Annotated in this window: 21 protein-coding genes; 8 read left to right on the forward strand and 13 right to left on the reverse strand. The window is 75.2% G+C overall.

Features of this window, described 5'->3' with window-relative positions; all coding sequences use genetic code 11:
• Positions 1-136 precede the first annotated feature (136 nt).
• The 3 genes from ACI78S_RS10450 to ACI78S_RS10460 all read left to right on the forward strand — a co-directional run bounded on the left by ACI78S_RS10450 (position 137) and on the right by ACI78S_RS10460 (position 2,133).
• Positions 137-1,021, forward strand: a complete 885-nt coding sequence (locus tag ACI78S_RS10450) for an RNA polymerase sigma-70 factor (protein WP_456972905.1) — start codon at positions 137-139, stop codon at positions 1,019-1,021.
• Positions 1,022-1,087: 66 nt separating this feature from the next.
• Complete coding sequence (locus ACI78S_RS10455) at positions 1,088-1,828, forward strand: PIG-L deacetylase family protein (protein ID WP_456972907.1); 741 nt, start codon at positions 1,088-1,090, stop codon at positions 1,826-1,828.
• Positions 1,825-2,133 carry a TfoX/Sxy family protein gene (locus tag ACI78S_RS10460; RefSeq protein ID WP_456972909.1) on the forward strand — a complete coding sequence of 103 codons (309 nt, stop codon included), beginning with the start codon at positions 1,825-1,827 and terminating at the stop codon, positions 2,131-2,133. The genes ACI78S_RS10455 and ACI78S_RS10460 overlap by 4 nt, the downstream gene beginning before the upstream one ends.
• Here the strand turns inward: ACI78S_RS10460 and ACI78S_RS10465 are convergent.
• From ACI78S_RS10465 to ACI78S_RS10505, 9 genes are all read right to left on the reverse strand, one after another.
• Positions 2,130-2,591, reverse strand: a complete 462-nt coding sequence (locus ACI78S_RS10465) for a GtrA family protein (RefSeq protein ID WP_456972911.1) — start codon at positions 2,589-2,591, stop codon at positions 2,130-2,132. The two genes, ACI78S_RS10460 and ACI78S_RS10465, sit on opposite strands and share 4 nt — an antisense overlap.
• Complete coding sequence (locus tag ACI78S_RS10470; RefSeq protein WP_456972913.1) at positions 2,588-3,406, reverse strand: glycosyltransferase family 2 protein; 819 nt, start codon at positions 3,404-3,406, stop codon at positions 2,588-2,590. The genes ACI78S_RS10465 and ACI78S_RS10470 overlap by 4 nt, the downstream gene beginning before the upstream one ends.
• Complete coding sequence (locus ACI78S_RS10475) at positions 3,403-4,215, reverse strand: sugar phosphate isomerase/epimerase family protein (protein ID WP_456972915.1); 813 nt, start codon at positions 4,213-4,215, stop codon at positions 3,403-3,405. The genes ACI78S_RS10470 and ACI78S_RS10475 overlap by 4 nt, the downstream gene beginning before the upstream one ends.
• Positions 4,212-5,000 (reverse strand): NAD-dependent epimerase/dehydratase family protein, encoded by a 789-nt coding sequence (locus ACI78S_RS10480; protein ID WP_456972917.1) that lies wholly within the window; start codon positions 4,998-5,000, stop codon positions 4,212-4,214. The genes ACI78S_RS10475 and ACI78S_RS10480 overlap by 4 nt, the downstream gene beginning before the upstream one ends.
• A complete protein-coding gene (locus ACI78S_RS10485; protein WP_456972919.1) occupies positions 4,997-6,082 on the reverse strand; it encodes a glycosyltransferase family 2 protein in 1,086 nt (361 codons plus the stop codon). The genes ACI78S_RS10480 and ACI78S_RS10485 overlap by 4 nt, the downstream gene beginning before the upstream one ends.
• The gene (locus tag ACI78S_RS10490) at positions 6,069-7,163 is read right to left on the reverse strand and encodes an FAD-dependent oxidoreductase (RefSeq protein ID WP_456972921.1); all 1,095 of its coding nucleotides are present in this window, start codon (positions 7,161-7,163) and stop codon (positions 6,069-6,071) included. The genes ACI78S_RS10485 and ACI78S_RS10490 overlap by 14 nt, the downstream gene beginning before the upstream one ends.
• Positions 7,164-7,468: 305 nt before the next feature.
• A complete protein-coding gene (locus tag ACI78S_RS10495) occupies positions 7,469-8,275 on the reverse strand; it encodes an alpha/beta hydrolase (protein WP_456972923.1) in 807 nt (268 codons plus the stop codon).
• A complete protein-coding gene (locus ACI78S_RS10500) occupies positions 8,272-8,937 on the reverse strand; it encodes a response regulator (RefSeq protein ID WP_456972925.1) in 666 nt (221 codons plus the stop codon). Before ACI78S_RS10500 ends, ACI78S_RS10495 begins: the two co-directional genes overlap by 4 nt.
• Positions 8,934-10,214 (reverse strand): ATP-binding protein, encoded by a 1,281-nt coding sequence (locus ACI78S_RS10505; RefSeq protein ID WP_456972927.1) that lies wholly within the window; start codon positions 10,212-10,214, stop codon positions 8,934-8,936. Before ACI78S_RS10505 ends, ACI78S_RS10500 begins: the two co-directional genes overlap by 4 nt.
• Before the next feature lie 134 nt (positions 10,215-10,348).
• Here ACI78S_RS10505 and ACI78S_RS10510 point away from each other — a divergent pair, with 134 nt between their 5' ends.
• The 3 genes from ACI78S_RS10510 to ACI78S_RS10520 all read left to right on the forward strand — a co-directional run bounded on the left by ACI78S_RS10510 (position 10,349) and on the right by ACI78S_RS10520 (position 12,432).
• Positions 10,349-11,278, forward strand: coding sequence for a PspC domain-containing protein (locus ACI78S_RS10510; RefSeq protein WP_456972929.1), 930 nt, complete (start codon positions 10,349-10,351; stop codon positions 11,276-11,278).
• Positions 11,271-11,573, forward strand: coding sequence for a hypothetical protein (locus ACI78S_RS10515; RefSeq protein WP_456972931.1), 303 nt, complete (start codon positions 11,271-11,273; stop codon positions 11,571-11,573). Before ACI78S_RS10510 ends, ACI78S_RS10515 begins: the two co-directional genes overlap by 8 nt.
• A gap of 94 nt (positions 11,574-11,667) precedes the next feature.
• Complete coding sequence (locus ACI78S_RS10520; protein WP_456972935.1) at positions 11,668-12,432, forward strand: META domain-containing protein; 765 nt, start codon at positions 11,668-11,670, stop codon at positions 12,430-12,432.
• Between the two features lie 43 nt (positions 12,433-12,475).
• Here ACI78S_RS10520 and guaA read toward each other — a convergent pair whose 3' ends face one another.
• The 3 genes from guaA to guaB are packed head-to-tail and all read right to left on the reverse strand — an operon-like array spanning position 12,476 to position 16,705.
• Positions 12,476-14,038: a glutamine-hydrolyzing GMP synthase gene (guaA, locus tag ACI78S_RS10525; RefSeq protein ID WP_456972937.1), complete on the reverse strand. Its 1,563-nt coding sequence runs from the start codon at positions 14,036-14,038 to the stop codon at positions 12,476-12,478.
• A 4-nt stretch (positions 14,039-14,042) separates the two neighbouring features.
• Positions 14,043-15,170 carry a GuaB3 family IMP dehydrogenase-related protein gene (locus ACI78S_RS10530; RefSeq protein WP_456972939.1) on the reverse strand — a complete coding sequence of 376 codons (1,128 nt, stop codon included), beginning with the start codon at positions 15,168-15,170 and terminating at the stop codon, positions 14,043-14,045.
• 2 nt (positions 15,171-15,172) lie between these two features.
• Positions 15,173-16,705 (reverse strand): IMP dehydrogenase, encoded by a 1,533-nt coding sequence (gene guaB / locus ACI78S_RS10535; RefSeq protein ID WP_456972941.1) that lies wholly within the window; start codon positions 16,703-16,705, stop codon positions 15,173-15,175.
• A gap of 138 nt (positions 16,706-16,843) precedes the next feature.
• Here guaB and ACI78S_RS10540 point away from each other — a divergent pair, with 138 nt between their 5' ends.
• A complete protein-coding gene (locus ACI78S_RS10540; RefSeq protein ID WP_456972943.1) occupies positions 16,844-17,239 on the forward strand; it encodes a DUF5319 family protein in 396 nt (131 codons plus the stop codon).
• A gap of 82 nt (positions 17,240-17,321) precedes the next feature.
• On the opposite strand, the gene ACI78S_RS10545 is transcribed toward ACI78S_RS10540, so the two are convergent.
• Entirely contained in the window at positions 17,322-18,062 is a 741-nt protein-coding gene (locus ACI78S_RS10545) for a response regulator transcription factor (protein WP_456972945.1), read from the reverse strand.
• Between the two features lie 358 nt (positions 18,063-18,420).
• Between ACI78S_RS10545 and ACI78S_RS10550 the strand changes: the two genes are divergently transcribed.
• Positions 18,421-18,720: a WhiB family transcriptional regulator gene (locus tag ACI78S_RS10550; RefSeq protein WP_456972947.1), complete on the forward strand. Its 300-nt coding sequence runs from the start codon at positions 18,421-18,423 to the stop codon at positions 18,718-18,720.
• The last annotated feature ends 66 nt before the right edge of the window (positions 18,721-18,786 follow it).

An 18,786-nucleotide genomic window follows, 5' to 3' on the forward strand; every position in this document is an offset into this window, starting at 1 on the left:
AAGGACCGGGATGTCACGTCCGCGCCGGCCGTCCCGTCTGCATGGACGACCCACCGCACCGGAGAGGACGGCGACCATGGCCCTGCCCCCGCTCGACCCGCCCGAGCTCCCTGACCGCCGCGAGGTGCCCGCGCCCGTGACCGATCCCCTCCCCGCCTTCGCCCTGCACCGGCGGCTGCTGTTCACCGTCGCCTACGAGATGCTCGGCAGCGTCGCCGACGCCGAGGACACCGTGCAGGACGCGTGGCTGCGCTGGTCGGCGGCCGACCGCGGCGACGTCGCCGACCCGCGGGCCTTCCTGGTCCGGATCACCACCCGGCTGGCGCTGGACCGGCTGCGGTCGGCACGGGCGCAGCGGGAGACCTACGTCGGCCCGTGGCTGCCCGAGCCCCTGCTCACCGGCGACGACGGCCAGGACCCGGCGGAGGCGGCCGAGCTCGGCGAGGACGTGTCGCTGGCCGTGCTCGTCGTCCTCGAGACCCTCTCCCCCGTCGAGCGCGCCGTCTTCGTGCTGCGCGAGGTGTTCGGGATGCCCTGGGCCGAGGTGGCCGACGCCCTCGACCGCTCGGAGGCCGCCGTCCGCCAGCTGGGGCACCGCGCCCGCGAGCACGTGCAGGCGCGACGGCCGCGGTTCGACACCGACCGCCGGTCGGCGCGGGAGGTGACCGAGCGCTTCCTCGCGGCGGCGGTCGGCGGCGACGTCGACGCGCTGCTGGCCGCGATGTCGCCGGGGGTGGTCCTGGTCGCCGACAGCGGGGGCCGCGTCAAGGCGCCGCCGCGCCCCATCGTCGGCGCCGACAAGGTGGCCCGCTTCGTCGCCGCCGTGGCCCCGCAGGGCGGCGGGCTGCCCGGCTGGCGGGTCGAGGAGGCGGAGCTCAACGGGGCGCCGGCGGTCGTGGTCTGGACCGACGAGGGGCCGTACATGGCCCTGCAGCTGGTGCTCGTCGACGGGCTGGTGGAGCAGGTCCTGCTCATGGGCAACCCCGACAAGCTCGCCGGGATCGCCGCCGCGTCCGGGTAGGGGGCCTCCCGCCGCGAGCCCGTGAGCGGCGGGAGCCAGGAGGGTCCTGTCACTAGGCTCCGCCGGGTGACGAATCCGTTCGCCCGCCCCAGCCGGCCCGCGGAGCACGTGGAGCGCGCGCTCTGCGTGCTCGCCCACCCCGACGACGTCGACTTCGGCAGCGCCGGCACGGTGGCGATCTGGGTGGCCGCGGGCACCGAGGTCACCTACTGCATCGTCACCGACGGCGACGCCGGCGGCTTCGACGAGACGCCGCGGCACGAGATGGGCCCGCTGCGCCGCGCCGAGCAGCAGGCGGCGGCCGCCGCCGTGGGCGTGGTGGACGTGCGCTTCCTCGGCTACCCCGACGGCCGGCTGGAGCTGTCGCTGGACCTGCGCCGCGACATCAGCCGGGTGATCCGGCAGGTGCGGCCGCAGCGGGTGCTGACCAGCTCGCCGGAGCGCTTCTACGAGCGCCTCGGGGCCAGCCACCCCGACCACATGACGGTCGGCGAGTCGACCCTGCGGGCGGTCTACCCCGACGCCCGCAACCCGTTCGCCTGGCCCGAGCTGCTCGCCGACGAGGGGCTGGAGGCGTGGACGGTCTCGGAGGTGTGGCTCGGCGCCAGCCCCCGCGCCGACCACGCCGTCGACGTCACCGCCGTCGTCGACCGCAAGCTCGAGGCGCTGCGCTGCCACAAGAGCCAGGTGGGCCACCTCGACGACCTGGACGCGTTCGTGACCGGCTGGATGGCCCAGACGGCGCAGCGGTTCGACCTGCCCGACGGCCGGCTGGCCGAGGCCTTCCACGTGGTGTTCACGGGGTGAGCGCGGCCTGGGAGGAGCTCGTCGAGGGCGCCGTGGGCGGCGACGTCGCCCGCGGGCAGATGTTCGGCTCGCAGGGGCTGCGGACCGGGAGGAAGTTCTTCGCGATCTGGTGGCACGAGCGGCTGGTGCTCAAGCTGCCCGCCGACCGGCAGCACGAGCTCGTGGCCGCCGGCCGGGCGGAGCCGTTCGAGCCGATGGACGGCCGGCCGATGCACGGCTGGGTGGTGGTCGCCCCGTCGGCGGACCGCCCGCACCTGCTCGAGGAGGCCCGCGCCTTCGTCGCGGGGCTCGGCGGCGGGGGCTAGGCCGCCTGCGGCCGCCCGTCGGCGCGCGGGGCCGGGACGGCCGGCGCCGGCACCGCGGCCGGCCGGTCGGCGCCCCGCTCGGCCATCGCCCACTTCGTGAGCACGAACGCGATCGGCGTCGTGACGACGACCGCCACCGGCGGCGCCAGCGACTCGGCCAGCCCCAGCAGGTCGACGGCCACCCACACCACCGCCATCCGCAGCAGGATCGTCGTCCCGTTGGTCAGCGCGTACAGCACCAGGGAGCGCCGCGACGTGCCGACGCGGAACGCGTAGCGGGCGTTGGCCACGTAGGCGACCAGGACGGCGACGACCAGCGCCACCGCGTTGGCGGCGAAGTAGGGCATCAGCGGGAGCAGGAGCAGGTACAGCCCCCAGTACAGCCCCGTGTTCAGCGCGTTGACCAGCACGAAGCGCAGGAAGACGCCGAGCTGGCCGCCGCCGGGCCGGCCGGTCACGACCGGCGCGGCTTCGGGTCGTACCCGCCCACCGCCGCCCGGGCGAGGATCTTCACCAGCTCGAACTGGGCACGGCGGCCGTGGATCTTGGTCGGCACCGAGCCGGCCGCCGGGTACGCCCGCGTCACCGGCACCTCGGTGCAGGTGTAGCCGAGCCGGGCGGCGCGGATGGGCAGGTAGGCCAACAGCTCGTAGGTGTCGAAGACCGCCCGCAGGGGCGCGACGCGCGGGTCGGTGAGCAGCGCCCGCGAGTGCCCGCGGAAGCCGTTGGTGGTGTCGGTGTAGCGCGTGCGGGCCGCCAGCGAGGTGAGCGGCGCGTGGAACAGCTTGATCGCGAGGTGCCGCTCGCGCGGGGTGTTGATCGCCTGCCCGCCGGGGACGTAGCGCGAGCCCTGGACGAAGTCGGCGCCGGCGTCGAGCGCCGCGACGAACGACGGGAGCGCGGCGACGTCGTCCTTGCCGTTGCCGTCGACGGTGATGACGCCCTCGTACCCCTCCCGCAGCGCGAAGGCCATGCCCATCCGCAGCTGCGCGCTGAGCTTGCCGGTGTCCCGCTTCACCAGGACGGCCCGGACGCCGAGGCCGCGCAGCACCTCGGGGTCGTTCGAGCCGTCGGTGCTGCCGCCGTCGGCCACCACGACGTCGAGGCCGAAGCCGTGGTCGCGCAGCCGGCGCAGCTGGCCGAGGAGCCGCTCGCCCTCGTTGATGACGGGGATGAGGACGCAGTACCGGCTCGTGCGCTCGGCCAGGACGTGGACCTCGCCCTGGGGCACGTGCTCGCCGGCGGCGGCGGGGGTGGGCAGCAGGTCGGTCACGAGTAGGTGCTCCTCACGAAGTCTGCGGTGCGCCAGAGGGCACCGGTCGGCTGCTCGCCCGGGGGCAGCATCTCCACCGAGACGTGGCCGTCGTAGTCCGCGGCGCGCAGCGCTGCGGCCACCGCCGCGTGGTCGACCGGCCCGTCGGGGCCGACCGCGCCGAGCTGCGGCGCCGACAGGTGCACGTGGGCCAGCACGTCGGCGCCGGCGGTGATCCGCTCGACGGCGTCGTCACCGGCCAGGGCCATGCACGCGGTGTCCAGGTGCAGCCGCACGCCCGGCGAGTCGACCGCCCGGACGAACGCGGTGGAGGCCACCGCGTCGGTCAGGTAGTCGCACGCGTAGGCCTCGGGGTTGGCCTCGATGCAGAAGCACACGCCGAGCTCGGCGGCCTCGGCGCCGAGGTGGGCGAAGAGCTCCACCGCGATCTCGTCGGCCCGCTCCACGGGGAGGTCGCCCCGGCGGCGGTTGCCGGGCGAGCCGAAGACCAGGCGGGTGGCCCCCAGCCCGGCGGCCAGCCGCGCCATGCCGAGCAGGTGGTCGTACAGCCCGCGCCGGGCGTCGTCGTCGCCGAACAGCTGCAGCTCCGGCCGCTGGAACAGCAGCGACTGCAGGGCCACGACCCGCAGGCCTGCCGCCTCGATCGCCGCCCGGGCCGCGGCGACCTCGGCCGCGTCCTGGGCCAGCGGGTCGGCCCACAGCCGGGTCGGGGCCACCTCCAGGGAGCCGAAGCCGTGCCGGGGCAGCTCGGGCAGGACGTCGCCGTCGAGCTCGGCGGGCCAGGCCAGGTTGGAGAAGGCCAGCTTCACGCGGTGGCCCCGGCGAGCTCGCGGGCGCCCCAGGCGCGGATGCCGGCCAGCACCTCGTCGGCCGAGCGCAGGTACGGGCCCTCGCGGCCGGCGAGCTCGGCGGCGTGCCGGGTGCGCAGGTCGTAGGCCACCTGCGGCCGGTCGTCGCACGCGTACTCGACGCCGAAGCACTCCCGCGCCACCTGGGCCGAGGACACCGGCTCGGTGGCGAGGTTGACCACCCGCAGGCCGGCGTCGCGGGCGAGCAGCACGTGCCCCCACAGGTCGCGGACGTCGTAGAACTGGAAGGTGGAGCCGGCGTGCGCGAACCGGGCCTCGGGCTGGTGGATGAGGTCGAAGACCAGGTTCTTCTTCAGGCCCGGCCCGTACATGCCGGGCAGCCGGACCACCAGGGCGTCGTCGAAGCGACCCGTCACGAACTCCTCGAGCAGCGCGCGGTTGCGGCCGTAGGCCTGCTCCTGCCCGGTGGACGCCGGGGCGCCCTCGTCGGCGCCGCGGGAGTCGGCGTAGACGTCGACGGTGGAGATCAGCACGCAGGAGGTGGCGCGGCTGGAGTCCAGCGCGTCGATCAGCCGGGTGATGCCGGCCAGGTCGGCGTCGGGGTCGCTGTTGGCCCGCCACTTCTCCGCCGGCGCCCCGGCGCAGACCACCTCGTCCACGTCGGCGTCGCGCAGCTGCTCGACGTCGGTGCTGCGGAACCGGGCCACGGGCCGGATCCGCTGGTCCAGCGAGCCCCCGACGAACCCGGTCCAGCCGATGAGCGCCCGGCGGCGCGGCGCGGTCACGGGGCGACCTGCGCGTCGTCGCGGACGACCTGGACGGCCGTGGCCTCGGCCTCGACGTTGAGCGCGTCGCGGGCCTCGAGCACCGAGCTGGTGGCCTCGAACGCCACCCGGTAGATGGGCTGCTCGTTGGCCGTCTCGTTCGACTGGAACATGAACTCGGCCATGATCGCGATGACCACGCTGAGCAGGAAGAACATCAGGCTGTTCTGGAGGCTCATCGACGTCCAGCCCTCGACGGCGCCGTCGAAGATGCCGACGGCGACGACGTAGAGCGCGTAGAGCAGGTTGACCGCGCTGGCCAGCAGGGCGATGAACACCGCCGCCCGCAGCGGGCGGCCGCTGGCGTAGAACAGCGAGCGCACGACCTGCCGGAAGCTGCTGGCCTGCCGGGACCGCGCGTGCTCGCCGGAGGCGTACTCCATGACGGCGCTCGGGTAGCCGGAGATCGACGGCAGCAGGCGCAGGACGCGGTCGCGGTCGCGGCGGGGCAGCCAGGCGTCGAGGGCCGCGCGGCTGTAGGCGCGCAGGCCCAGGCTGACGGTCGCGATGTCCTGCCCGAGGCTGCGGGTGGCCAGCGAGCGGCTCAGGCGCAGCGCCAGCCGGCGCCCGCCGGCGGCCGCGGTGTCGACGCCGACGACGACGGCCGTCTCGTCGTTGACCATGCCCGCGCAGCGGACGATGTCCTCCGGCGAGTCGACGCCCAGGCGGGCGGTGACCACGACGTCGCCCAGGGCGCCGTCGAGCCCGGCGGTGAAGGCCACCTCGTCGCGCACCTGGCGCACCAGACCGAGCACCTGCAGGTTCGCCTGCCGGTCGGCCAGCGCGCGGGCCCACGGCAGCCGGCCCCGGGAGCCGGAGAGCACCAGCACGATCTCGTGCACGGGGTAGGCCTGGGTCAGCGCGGCGTCCAGGGCGGTCAGGTCGCGCTCGACCTGGTCCTCCGAGCCGCGGGCGACCACGACCACGCTCACGAAGGTGCCCGAGCGGGCCGCCGGGGCCGCCGTGCGGACCACGACGTCGGAACGGGCCTCCCCCGGACGGCCCGCGTCAGGCCCGGCCGACTGGGTGTCAAACAGCGTCACGGAGGTGCTCCTCTGCCACTCGAAGTGCGTCACCGATGTTGTCGATCTTGCTGCCGAGCAGGGACAGGACGCGGCCCCCGCCGGATCTGCGCATGACGATGGGTCGCCCGTCGTCGCCGTCGCGCCGGGCGGGCACCGTCTTGACCCCCCAGATCGACTCCTTGTGGACGGCGCCGGCCAGCGCCGGGACGAAACGGCTGGAGTCGCGCACCATGCGGTCGGCGCGGGTGGTCAGGCCCGCCCGCAGCGCGGCGACGGCCTGCTCGTAGCTCGGGTAGGAGCCGTGCGGGGTGTACCGCACGTGGCTCAGGGTGTGCCACGGCGTGGACGGGAACGGCATGAGCGAGAAGAAGGGGCCGTCCATGACGGTGATCCCCTTCCCGCGCAGGGGCTCCGGCAGGTCGACCAGGGCCATCTCGCAGGGCTCGCAGTGCAGCCCGGAGTAGCCGGCGCCCTGTGGCAGCGTCTCGATCGTCTCGCCGTAGGTGCACACGACCACGCGGTCGGCGGCGAGCGTCTCACCGCTCTCGAGGGTGACCACGGTGCCGGTGGGCTCCTCGGCCACGCCGGCGACCGGGGCGGCCAGCCGCACGGTGACCCCGGCGTCGGCGAGCTCCTGGCGCACCATCTCGCGCAGCTTGACCGCGTCGAAGACCGACTCCCGGGTGACCCAGGAGGCCTCGACCAGGGCGGGGTTGAACAGCCGGCGCACCGAGGCGGGCGCGTCCATGAGCGGGGCGCCGATGTAGTCGCACACCCGCCGGAACTTGCGCGCGTTGGTCAGCCCGCCGCGCGCGATCGCGTAGATGCACAGGAAGTCGTCGACGACGCAGCCCTCGTAGCGGGCCATGAAGGAGGTGTAGCTGGCCTGGCTGCGCCCGGCGGTGCGCAGCGAGCGCGGGTAGTGGTAGCCGCCGTGCACGCGGGCCTGGTTGAAGTAGCTGGCGCCGCCGAGCAGGTCCGCGCGGGCCTCCAGCAGCGTGACCCGCGAACCCTCGCGCGCCAGGTGGGCCGCGAGCGAGGAGCCGTAGAAGCCGCCACCGATGACGACGACGCCGGCGGAGCCGTCGGTCGCGCTCATCGGGCGGCACCGCCGGCGCGGCACGAGGTCACCGCGGCGCGGACCCCTGGGAGACAGGAAGATCGGAACACCAGATCGCTTTCGTCAGGTCTGGAAGAGGCGGGCCCCCCGTGGAATCACCGCCTTGTGATTCACACGGTACGGGCACCAGCACGCTGGGTGACAGTTCCGCCAGGCCCCTTCCGAGACTCATCCGGCCCATCGGCTCCCTGTCGTCACACCGAGCACAGTCGTTGCGGATTTCCGGTAGGGACGGGTCCGTCCGGGCTCTCCCGGGACGCCCACGCGTCCCCCGGCGGCACGGCTCAGGCGACGCGGCCGGCCAGCTCCACCACGGCGCCGACCAGCTCGGGTCCGTCGAGCAGGACGGCGTCGTTGTGGTCGGCTCCGGGCACCTCGACGAGACGGTGCAGGTCGCCGGCCGCGTCGGCCACCGCGCGGCTCTGGGCGGGCGGGACGATCGAGTCGGCGGTGCCGAGGACGACGACGGTGGGCACGTCGACGCGGGCGATCCGCTCCGCCACGGGGAAGCGGTCGCGCAGCAGCAGGCGGACGGGCAGGAACGGGTAGTGGTGGCTGCCGACGGCGGCCAGGTCGGTGAACGGCGAGCGCAGCACCAGCCCCGCCGGCGGGTGCTCGCCGGCCAGCTCGGTGACCACCGCCGCGCCGAGGCTCTCGCCGAGGTAGAGCAGCCGCCGCGGTGGCAGCGCGGCCTCCTCGAGCAGGAACGCCCGTGCCGCGCGGACGTCGCGCGCCAGCCCCTCCTCGGAGGGGCTGCCGGGGTTGCCGCCGTAGCCGCGGTAGTCGAAGAGCAGCACCGACAGGCCGGCGTCCTGCAGCGCCTCGGCCAGCGGCGCGCGCAGCCCCCGGTGCCCGCCGTTGCCGCTGGCGAGGAGCACCGCCGGGGCGGCGGCGTCGTCCGCGGGGAAGAACCACGCGCCCAGGCGGAGGCCGTCGGAGGTGGTCAGCGGCACCTCGCGGGCACCGGCCGGGACCGGCCCGGGGGACCCCTGCGGCAGGTAGACCAACCGGCGCTGGAGGGCCCAGAGCAGCCCGGTCACGACGACCAGCACGAGGACGAGGACGCCGCCACCGACGAGCGCCCGCTTCACAGCAGCCGGTTCGTCGCCGCCCAGCGCGTCAGCTCGTTGCGGTTCGACAGCTGGAGCTTGCGCAGCACGTTGGAGGCGTGCGACTCGACCGTCTTCACCGAGATGAACAGCCGCGAGCCGATCTCGCGGTAGGTGTAGCCGCGGGCGAGCAGCTGCATGACCTCGCGCTCGCGGGCCGAGAGCAGGTCCAGCCCCGGGTCGGTCGCCGGGTCCTCCGCCGGCGCGGGCGCGGCCGGGCCGGAGGCGGCGAAGGCGTCGAGGACGAACCCGGCCAGGCGGGGGCTGAACACGACGTCGCCGTCGGCGACCCGGCGGACGGCGGCCAGCAGGTCGGGCCCGGAGATCGTCTTGGTGACGTACCCCCGGGCGCCGGCCCGGATGACCGCGATGACGTCCTCGGCGGCGTCCGACACCGACAGCGCCAGCCAGCGCACCGAGGGCAGTTCGGCGCGCAGCGTCTCGAGCACCGTGCGCCCGCCGCCTCCGGGCAGATGCACGTCGAGCAGCACGACGTCCGGCGCCGTCGCCCGGATGCCCTCGACCGCGCTCGGGACGTCGGCGGCCTCGCCGACGAACTCGACGTCGTCCCCCAGCTCGGCGCGAACCCCGGCGCGGACCATGGCGTGGTCGTCGACGACGAACACCCGCACCCGGTCGCTCACGCGGCGCCCCCGGGCTCGCTGCCGCGGGGGGCGCCGCTGCCCGCTCGCTCCTCGCCGCGGTGCTCACGCCCCTGCGCGCCCGCGGTCACCTGCCTCGGCAGCACGAGTTCCACTTCCGTCCCTTCCCCCACCGCCGACCGGATCTCCGCCGTCCCCCCGAGCCGGTCGAGCCGGCCGCGGACCGAGTCCTTCAGCCCCCGCCGGTCGTCGGGCACCGTGTCGAGGTCGAAGCCCTTCCCGCGGTCGCGGACGAACACCGACACCCCGCCGGCGCCGACCTCGGTGTACAGGTCGGCCGTGGGAGCTCCGGAGTGCTTGGCCACGTTGACCAGCGCCTCGCGGGTCGCGGCCCCGAGCGCGGCCAGCGCGTCGTCCACCGGGGCGTCGCCGACGACCACGGAGTCGACGGTGAGCGCGTGGTCGGCCTCGACCTCGGCCACCACCCGGGCGACCAGCCCGGCCCAGGTGCCGCCGGCGGCGACCTGCGGCTCGTAGAGCCACGTGCGCAGCTCGCGCTCCTGGCCGCGGGCCAGCCGGCTGACCGCCTCCGCGTCGTCGGCGTTGCGCTGGATCAGCGCCAGGGTCTGCAGCACCGAGTCGTGCAGGTGCGCGGCGACGGCGGCCCGCTCCTCCGACCGGATGCGCGCCGCCCGCTCCGCGTCGCGGGAGTCCAGCAGCCGCCGCCACAGCGGCGCGGTGGCCAGCACGATGCCGACGAGGATCACCAGGGTCGCGGCGAAGCCGTTGCGCGCGTTGGCCAGCTGCCCGGTGGTGGCCAGCAGCAGCACGAGGCCGAGAGCGCCCAGCGCGACGCCTCCGGCCAGCAGCCACTTGACGCCCGGGAGGGCCAGCGTGCGGTCGGTGTCCAGCTGCCGCCAGATGACCGCCAGGCCCGCCGCCACCAGGACCAGCGGCAGGACGACGTTGCCGTTGCCGAGCGAGATCACCTGCCCGAACAGCGTAACGCCGAGGATGGCCAGCACCGCCAGGCCGACGAGCTGGCCCTTGCTGCGCTGCTTGCCCGGCGCGAGCGCGACGACCGGCTCGGCCCCGGGCTCGGCGACCGGCATGGTCAGCCACAGCAGGCCGTACAGGACGACGCCGATGCCGAGCGCGGCCAGCACGACGAACGCCGCGCGCACCAGCAGCGGGTCCTGGCGCAGGTGGGCGGCCGTCCCGGCGGCGACGCCGGCCAGCACACGGCCCGAGCGCGGGCGCGCCAGCGGCGGGCGGGGCGGCGCCCCGACGGCCGGGGTCCCCGCGACAGGGGTGTTCACGCTTCCGATCGTCGCACCGCCGACCCCGCCGGAACACCGGTGATCACCCGGGTCGACGACGCCGTCCCGGACCAGGGTCGGATGGGGGCGTTCCCCGATGGTCAGGGGCGCCCCCGGGGGCGGAGGCTTCCGGCATGACATCCGCACCGCCCCCCGCTCCCCCGGTGGAACCGCCGGCGGCCGAGCCCCCGCCGCCGCCGGAACCGCCCGTCCGCACCTCGCTGCGCCGCAGCGGCACCGACAAGATGGTCGGCGGCGTCGCCGGCGGCCTCGCCGAGTACAGCGGGATCGACCCGCTGCTGTGGCGGGTCGGTTTCGTCGCGCTCGCCTTCGCCGGCGGCTCCGGCGTCCTCGTCTACCTGCTGCTGTGGCTGCTCATGCCGACCGGCTCGGCCGCGGGCGGCCCCGGTCGGCGCGAGCGGGCCCTGGAGCGCCGGCAGGCCGCCGGCCCCCGCTCCCCGGTCCCGGGGATGACCATCGCCGGGCTGCTCATCGTCGTCGGCGCGCTCGTGCTCGTCACCCGGTTCACCGCCTGGGACATCAGCCCGGTCCGCTTCCTCGCCGCCGCGCTGCTCGTCGTCGGCCTGGGCCTGGTGGCCGCCGCGTTCAGCCGCGGCCGGCGCGCCCGCGGCGGGCTCATCGCCCTCGGCAGCGTCCTCTCGCTGGCCACGATCGCCGCCTCCACCGCGCCGTGGGACTACGGCGGCGGCGTCGGCGAGCGCACCTACCGGCCCGCGGTCGCCGACGGTGTCCGGCCGCTCTACGAGCTCGGCGCCGGCGACCTCACCGTCGACCTGTCCGAGGTCGACCTGTCCGACGTCGACTCCCCGATCCGCACCCGCATCGAGCACGGCGTGGGTGACCTGGACGTGCTCGTCCCCGGCTCGGCCGACGTGATCGTCCGCGTCGACCAGGGCATCGGCGACGTGCGCGTCCTCGACGGCGAGGGCGGCCTCGACGAGCTCGTGCCCGGCCGCGGCGCCGAGTGGAGCGACGACGGGCGGGCCGAGTTCATCATCACCATCGAGTCCGGCGTCGGAGACGTGGAGGTGTCCCGTGCCTGAGCCCGACTACAGCGAGTTCCCGACGACGCCCACCGCGTGGCAGGAGCGGGCCTGGCAGGAGGTCATGCCCCTGGCGCTGGAGGACCCGCCGCCGCCCCCGCCGCAGAAGCGCAAGGTCGACTACGTCGCCCTGGTCCCGGGTCTGCTGTTCACCGTCCTCGCGCTCGTCGCCCTGGCCGGCGCCTCGGTGCCGCTCTCGGTGTTCGAGGACGGCGGGCTGCTCTGGGTCGTGCTGATCGGCGCCGGCGTCCTGCTCCTCGCCCGCGAGCTGCGCAGGTCGCGCGGGCGGCGCTGAGACCGCGGGGCGGACGTCACCAGGGCCCGGGGAGCTTCGGCTCCCCGGGCCCTGCCGCTTGCGCGGGGGCGGCCTCCCCGCGACGCTGCACGCCGTGGCGCGGACGGCGGTGCTCCTGGTCGCGGGCCTGCTGGTGCTCACCGCCTGCGCCGGGTCGCCGGCCGCACCGCAGCCGGACGTGCTCGGCGCCTGGGAGCTGGCCTCCGGCAGCGCGGGGGGCTCGCCCCTCCCCCGGCCGGCCGGCGGCACCGCGACGCTGGTGTTCGAGGAGGGCCAGGTGTCGGGGCGGTCGTTCTGCAACCACTACTCCGGCAGCTACGCGCTGGACCGCGGCGCGCTGACGATCGAGGACCTCGGCGGCACCGAGATGGGCTGCGACCCCGACGTCATGGCGGCGGAGACCGCCTTCATCCGCGCCCTCGCTGCGGTCGACCGGGCCGTGCTCGAGGGGGCCGAGCTGGTGCTCACGGGCGCCGACGTGGCGCTGCGCTTCCGGGCGCTGGCGTCGGTGCCCGACCGCCAGCCGGCCGGGACGACGTGGGTGCTCGACACCCTGGTGGACGGGCCGACGGCGTCGTCCACGGTGTCGACCGCCGAGCCCGGGACGCTCCTGCTGGCGCCGGACGGCTCGGTGACCGGCTCCACCGGCTGCAAGCCGTTCCTCGGCACGTGGTCCGTGGCCGGCGACGTCCTGACCCTGGTGGTGGACCGCGACGACATCGGGTGCCCGGCGGAGCTGGGCCGCCAGGACGAGCACGTGCTCGCGGTGCTCGACAGCGGTCCGCGGTGGGCGATCGACGGCGACCGGCTGACCCTCACCGCCCCCGACGGCCGCGCCCTGGGCTACGGGGCCGGCTGATGCGGAGTGCCACGGGCGCGGGAACCGCGCCCTGGCACTCCGCTCACTCCCACTCGATGGTGCCGGGGGGCTTGCTGGTCACGTCGAGGACGACGCGGTTGACGTCGGGGACCTCGTTGGTGATCCGCGTGGAGATCCTCGCCAGCAGGTCGTAGGGCAGGCGGGTCCAGTCGGCGGTCATCGCGTCCTCGCTGGACACCGGGCGCAGCACCACCGGGTGCCCGTAGGTGCGCCCGTCGCCCTGCACGCCCACCGAGCGGACGTCGGCCAGCAGCACCACCGGGCACTGCCAGATCTCGCGGTCCAGCCCGGCGGCGGTGAGCTCGGCGCGGACGATCGCGTCGGCCCGGCGCAGCACGTCGAGCCGCTCCTGGGTCACCTCGCCGACGATGCGGATGCCCAGCCCCGGGCCGGGGAACGGCTGGCGCCACACCATCGACTCCGGCAGGCCCAGCTGCAGGCCGACCTCGCGCACCTCGTCCTTGAACAGCGTGCGCAGGGGCTCGACCAGCGTGAAGGTGAGGTCCTCGGGCAGCCCGCCCACGTTGTGGTGGCTCTTGATGTTCGCCGTCCCGGTGCCGCCGCCGGACTCGACGACGTCGGGGTACAGCGTGCCCTGCACGAGGAAGTCGACGGTGTCGCCGTGGGCCTTGGCGTCGCCGACGACGTCGAGCGCCGCCTGCTCGAAGACCCGGATGAACTCCCGGCCGATGATCTTGCGCTTCTGCTCCGGGTCGCTGACGCCGGCCAGCGCGCCGAGGAACTGCTCGCGGGCGTCGACGACCCGCAGGTCGACGCCGGTGACGGCGACGAAGTCGCGCTCGATCTGCTCGGTCTCGCCCTCGCGCATGAGCCCGTGGTCGACGTAGACGCAGGTGAGCCGGTCGCCGATGGCCCGCTGCACCAGCGCGGCCGCGACCGCGGAGTCGACGCCGCCGGAGAGCGCGCACAGCGCCCGGCCCTCGCCGACCTGGGCGCGGATCCGCTCCACCTGCTCCTCGACGACGTTGGCCATCGTCCAGGTGGGCTGGAGGCCGGCGATGTCGAACAGGAAGTGCTCGAGCACCGACTGACCGTGCGAGGTGTGCCGCACCTCGGGGTGGAACTGGACGCCGGCGAGCCTGCGGTCGACGTCCTCGAAGGCGGCGACCGGCGCCCCGGTCGAGGTGGCGGTGACGGTGAACCCGGGCGGGGCCGCGGCGACGGCGTCGCCGTGGCTCATCCACACCGACTGCTGCACCGGCAGGTCGCCGAAGAGCGCGCCGTTGGTGGTGACGGTCAGCGGGGTGCCGCCGTACTCGCGGTCGCCGGTGCGCGCCACCGTGCCGCCCAGCGTCTGCGCCATCGCCTGGAAGCCGTAGCAGATGCCGAACGCCGGGGTGCCGGCCTCGAACAGCGCCGGGTCGACCTGCGGGGCGCCCGGCTCGTAGACGCTCGACGGCCCGCCGGAGAGCACGATCGCGGCCGGCTTGCGGCCCAGGATCTCCTCGGCCGGCGTCGTCGACGGGACGATCTCGGAGTAGACCCCGGCCTCGCGGATCCGCCGGGCGATCAGCTGGGCGTACTGCGCACCGAAGTCGACGACCAGGACGGTCGGGAAGTCCACCCGTTCAGCCTCCGATGACGAGGTCGACCCGCTGGAACTCCTTGAGGTCCCGGTAGCCGGTCTTGGCCATGGTGCGGCGCAGCGCGCCGAACAGGTTGGTGCGGCCGTCGGCCTCCTCGGCCGGGCCGAGCAGCACCTGGTGCAGCGAGCCGGCCGGCGGCAGCGGCGCCGACGCGCCACCGCGGGGCAGGCGCGGGTGCGCGGCCACCGAGTCCCACCACACGCCGCCGCCGGGCACCTCGCGGGCGATCCGCAGCGGCTCCCCCAGCTGGACGGCGTCGGCCCCGCAGGCCAGCGCCCGCGCGATCGCGCCGCTGGTCTCGATCCGGCCGTTGGCGATGACGTGCACGTACCGGCCGCCGGTCTCGTCCAGGTAGTCGCGGCGGGCAGCCGCGGCGTCGGCGATCGCGCTGGCCAGCGGCACCCGGATGCCCATGACCAGGTCGGTGGTGGAGAAGCTGTCGGCGCCGACGCCGACGATCACCCCGGCCGCGCCGGTGCGCATCAGGTGCAGCGCCGTCCGGTAGTCGGCGGCCCCGCCGACGATGACGGGGACGTCGAGGTCGGCGATGAACTCCTTGAGGTTGAGCGCGTCGCCCTGGGTGGTGACGTGCTCGGCCGAGACGACGGTGCCCTGGATGACCAGCAGGTCGACGCCGGCCGAGAGCGCCGCGGGCGCGAGCTGCTCGGTGTGCTGCGGCGAGACGCGCACCGCCGCCGTGGTGCCGGCGTCGCGCATCTCCTTGATCCGCGCGGTGATCAGCTCGGGCTTGACCGGCTCGCAGTAGACCTCCTGCAGCAGCGCCACCGGCGGCCCGGCCTGGCCGGCCGCCTCGCGCAGCTTGCGGTACACCGGCAGCGGGTCCTCGTAGCGGGTCCACAGGCCCTCGGCGTTGAGCACGCCGAGCCCGCCGGCCTGCCCGACGGCGATCGCGGTCTCGGGGCTGACCACGGCGTCCGAGGGGCTGGTGACCAGCGGGATGTCGAAGCGGAAGGCGTCGATCTGCCAGGCGGTCGAGACGTCGTCGACGTCGCGGGTGCGCCGGGACGGCACGATCGAGACCTCGTCGAGGTCGTAGCCGCGCCGGGCGAAGCGGTTGAGGCCGATCTCCACGGTCTCGCGCACGGGCATCGTCACCGCCCCCGGTAGTTGGGCGCTTCGACGGTCATCTGGATGTCGTGCGGGTGGCTCTCGACCAGCCCGGCGGAGGTGATCCGGGTGAGCCGGCCGTGCTCGCGCAGGTGCTCGACGGTCGGGGCGCCCGCGTAGCCCATGGACGCCCGCAGGCCGCCGACGAGCTGGTGGGCGACCCCGGCGAGCGGCCCGCGGTAGGGCACCTGCCCCTCGATGCCCTCGGGGACGAGCTTGTCGTCGGAGAGGACGTCGTCGGCGAAGTACCGGTCGCGGCTGTAGGACTGGTTGCCGCGCTTCTGCATCGCGCCGAGCGACCCCATGCCGCGGTAGGTCTTGAACTGCTTGCCGTTGACGAAGATCAGCTCGCCCGGCGCCTCCTCGACGCCGGCGAACAGCCCGCCGATCATCACCGTCGAGGCGCCGGCGACCAGCGCCTTGGCGATGTCGCCGGAGTACTGCAGGCCGCCGTCGGCGATCACCGGCACGCCGGCCGGCCCCGCCGCCAGCGACGCCTCGTAGACCGCGGTGATCTGCGGGACGCCGACCCCGGCGACCACGCGGGTGGTGCAGATCGACCCCGGCCCGACACCGACCTTGACCGCGTCGGCGCCGGCGTCGACCAGCGCCTGCGCGCCGTCGCGGGTGGCGACGTTGCCGCCGACGACGTCGATGCCGTTCTCCCCGCCGAAGTCCTGCTTGACCCGGGCGACCATGTCGAGGACGGCGCGCTGGTGGCCGTGCGCGGTGTCGACGACGAGCAGGTCGACGCCGGCGTCCACCAGCAGGCCGGCCCGCTTGTAGGCGTCCTCCCCCACGCCCAGCGCGGCGCCGACCACGAGGCGGCCGTCGGCGTCCTTGGTGGAGTTGGGGTACTGGTCGCGCTTGACGAAGTCCTTGACCGTGATCAGCCCGCGCAGCCGGCCGCCGTCGTCGACCAGGGGCAGCTTCTCCACCTTGTGCCGGCTGAGCAGCTGCAGCGCGGTGTCGGGGTCGACGCCGACCGGGGCGGTGACGAGCGGCATCGGCGTCATCACGTCGCGGACGAGCCGGTTCTTGTCGGTCTCGAACCGCATGTCGCGGTTGGTGCAGATGCCGACCAGCACGCCGTCGGCGTCGACGACGGGCGCGCCGGAGATGCGGTACCGGGCGGAGAGCGCGTCGAGCTCGGCGAGGGTGTTGTCCGGGGAGGCGGTCACCGGGTTGGTGACCATGCCGGCCTCGGAGCGCTTGACCAGGTCGACCTGGCCGGCCTGCTCCTCGGCGGCCAGGTTGCGGTGCAGGATGCCGACCCCGCCGACGCGGGCCATGGCGATCGCCATGCGGGCCTCGGTGACGGTGTCCATCGCGCTGGAGACCAGCGGGACGGCGAGCCGGATCCGGCGGGTCAGCCGGCTGCTGGTGTCGACCTCGTTGGGGACGACGTCCGAGGGGCCCGGGATGAGCAGGACGTCGTCGTAGGTCAGGCCGAGCGGGGCGAACTTCGCCGGCAGCTCCGTCGCCAGTCCCCTGGGCATGTCGTCGTCGGGCTGCATCGTCGGCGGCCACCCCTTCGGTTCGAGGTCCCGTGGCGGCGGGCGCCCCTGGCCGGGCGCGGGAGGGACCGACCACGATCGTAGGCGGCGGCGGTGAGGGGGCGGTCTTTCCCCTCTCCGCTCGCTACCGTGGAGGCCGTGAACAGCTGGGACGACGCATCGGGGCCGGACTTCGGGCGCGACGACCGGCCGGGGCCGCCGCCGCTCACGATGGAGGAGCGCGCCGGCGTCCTCGACGACCTCGCCGAGCTGGAGGTGTTCCGGACCCTGCTGGAGCCGACCGGCATCAAGGGGATCGTCGTCGACTGCCCCGACTGCGAGGAGGAGCACCACGTCGACTGGGCCCTCATGCAGGCGAACCTGCGGCAGCTGCTCGAGGAGGGGCAGACCGGGCGGCACGAGCCGCCGTTCGACCCGAACCCCGACGACTACGTGAGCTGGGACTACGCCAGCGGCTACGCCGACGGCGTCGCGGCCGCCGCCGAGCACGAGGAGAACGGCCAGCCCCGCGGCCGCCACGCCCGCGACGACTGAAGAAGGGCCCCGCTGCCCCCCACCCCTCGCACGCTCGGGGCGGGACCCTGCAGCGGGGCCCTTCCAGTGATCTGTTGCGCGACTACTGCATCATGCCGCGGCGGAAGCCGGTCGCGACGGCCTCGGCGCGGTCCTTGGCGCCGAGCTTGCGGAACAGCCGCCGGGCGTGGGTCTTGATGGTGTCCTCGGACAGGTAGAGCTCGCGGCCGATCTGGGCGTTGCTCTTGCCCTGGCTCATGCCGGTGAGCACCTGCATCTCCCGCATGGACAGCTGGACCGGGGCCAGCTCCCGCACGGTGGAGCGGACGGTGGTCGGCTGCGAGCCGGCCAGCGGGGCGGCGCCGTTCCACGCCGGCGCCGGGGAGGCGCCGATGGAGGAGAGCTCGCGCGGCGGACCGGCCGGCGCCGGGATGCGCCCGTCGGCGCGCAGGCCGACCCGCGACAGGCCCAGGCCCATCTCGATCGGCGTCGCGTCCCAGCGCAGGTACCCGCGGGCGCCGAAGGCGACGGCCGCCCGCACCGTCTCGGCGTCGTCGGGCGCGCCGAGCACCAGGACCGGCAGGTTCGGGTGGGCCCTCAGCGCCTGGGTGGCCGCGGTCAGCCCCGAGTCGACCGCCCGCTGGGTGCCGACCAGCAGCACGTCGGGCGTGCGGGTGGCCAGCCGCGACAGCAGCGACTGGGCGTCGCCGACGACCTCGACCCGGCCCACGAAGGGCAGGGCGACCAGGCGCGACGCGATGTCGTCGCGCACCCGGCGCCGCTCGTCGTACACCCAGACGGTCGTGGCCCCGTGGCCCGGACCGCGCATCCGATCGTCGATCACGCCTGCTCCTCGTTCCCCCGGACGGGTGGCCGGCCGGTGTCGCCTCCCTGCCGGGGAGTCCCCGGCCGGGTGTCGCTCGGACGGGGCGCTCCCGCCGGGGAGACCGCCGTCCGCTGCGCTCGGCCGCGCCGCACCGGGTTCCCCCACCCGGTCGTCGGCGCGTCCTGCGACCACCTTGATCGACTTCGGGGAGCGGCGACAGCCGCCCTCACTCCCGGGGGTGAGGTCGCGCGATCGGGGAAACGGGGCGAAAATGCGGCGCCCGGGCGTGTTTGACCGTCCGGACCCTCGGGCACCGGGCCCCTTGCAGCCGGACGCGCCCCCCGCCGGCTCGCCGACCCGAGCCCTGGAGGACGACATGGCCGACATCCGCCGACTCCCGACGCCCGTCGCCGAGGTGTGGGACTGGCAGCTGCACGGCGCCTGCCGTGGCGAGAGCACGTCCCTGTTCTTCCACCCCGACGGCGAGCGGGGTCCGGCGCGGGCCCGGCGGCAGGCCGCGGCCAAGGCCGTGTGCGCCAAGTGCCCGGTGATCGACGCGTGCCTGAAGCACGCGCTGTCCGTCCGCGAGCCCTACGGGGTGTGGGGCGGCATGAGCGAGGAGGAGCGGGCGCGGGTGATCGCGGCGGAGCCCGCCGCCGTCGCCGCGGGGGTGTAGGCGCTCCCCTCCCAGAACGCCGAGAGGGCGGGTCCAGCAGCTGCTGGACCGGCCCTCTGCGCGTTC

The organism is Geodermatophilus sp. SYSU D00815, assembly GCF_054050035.1.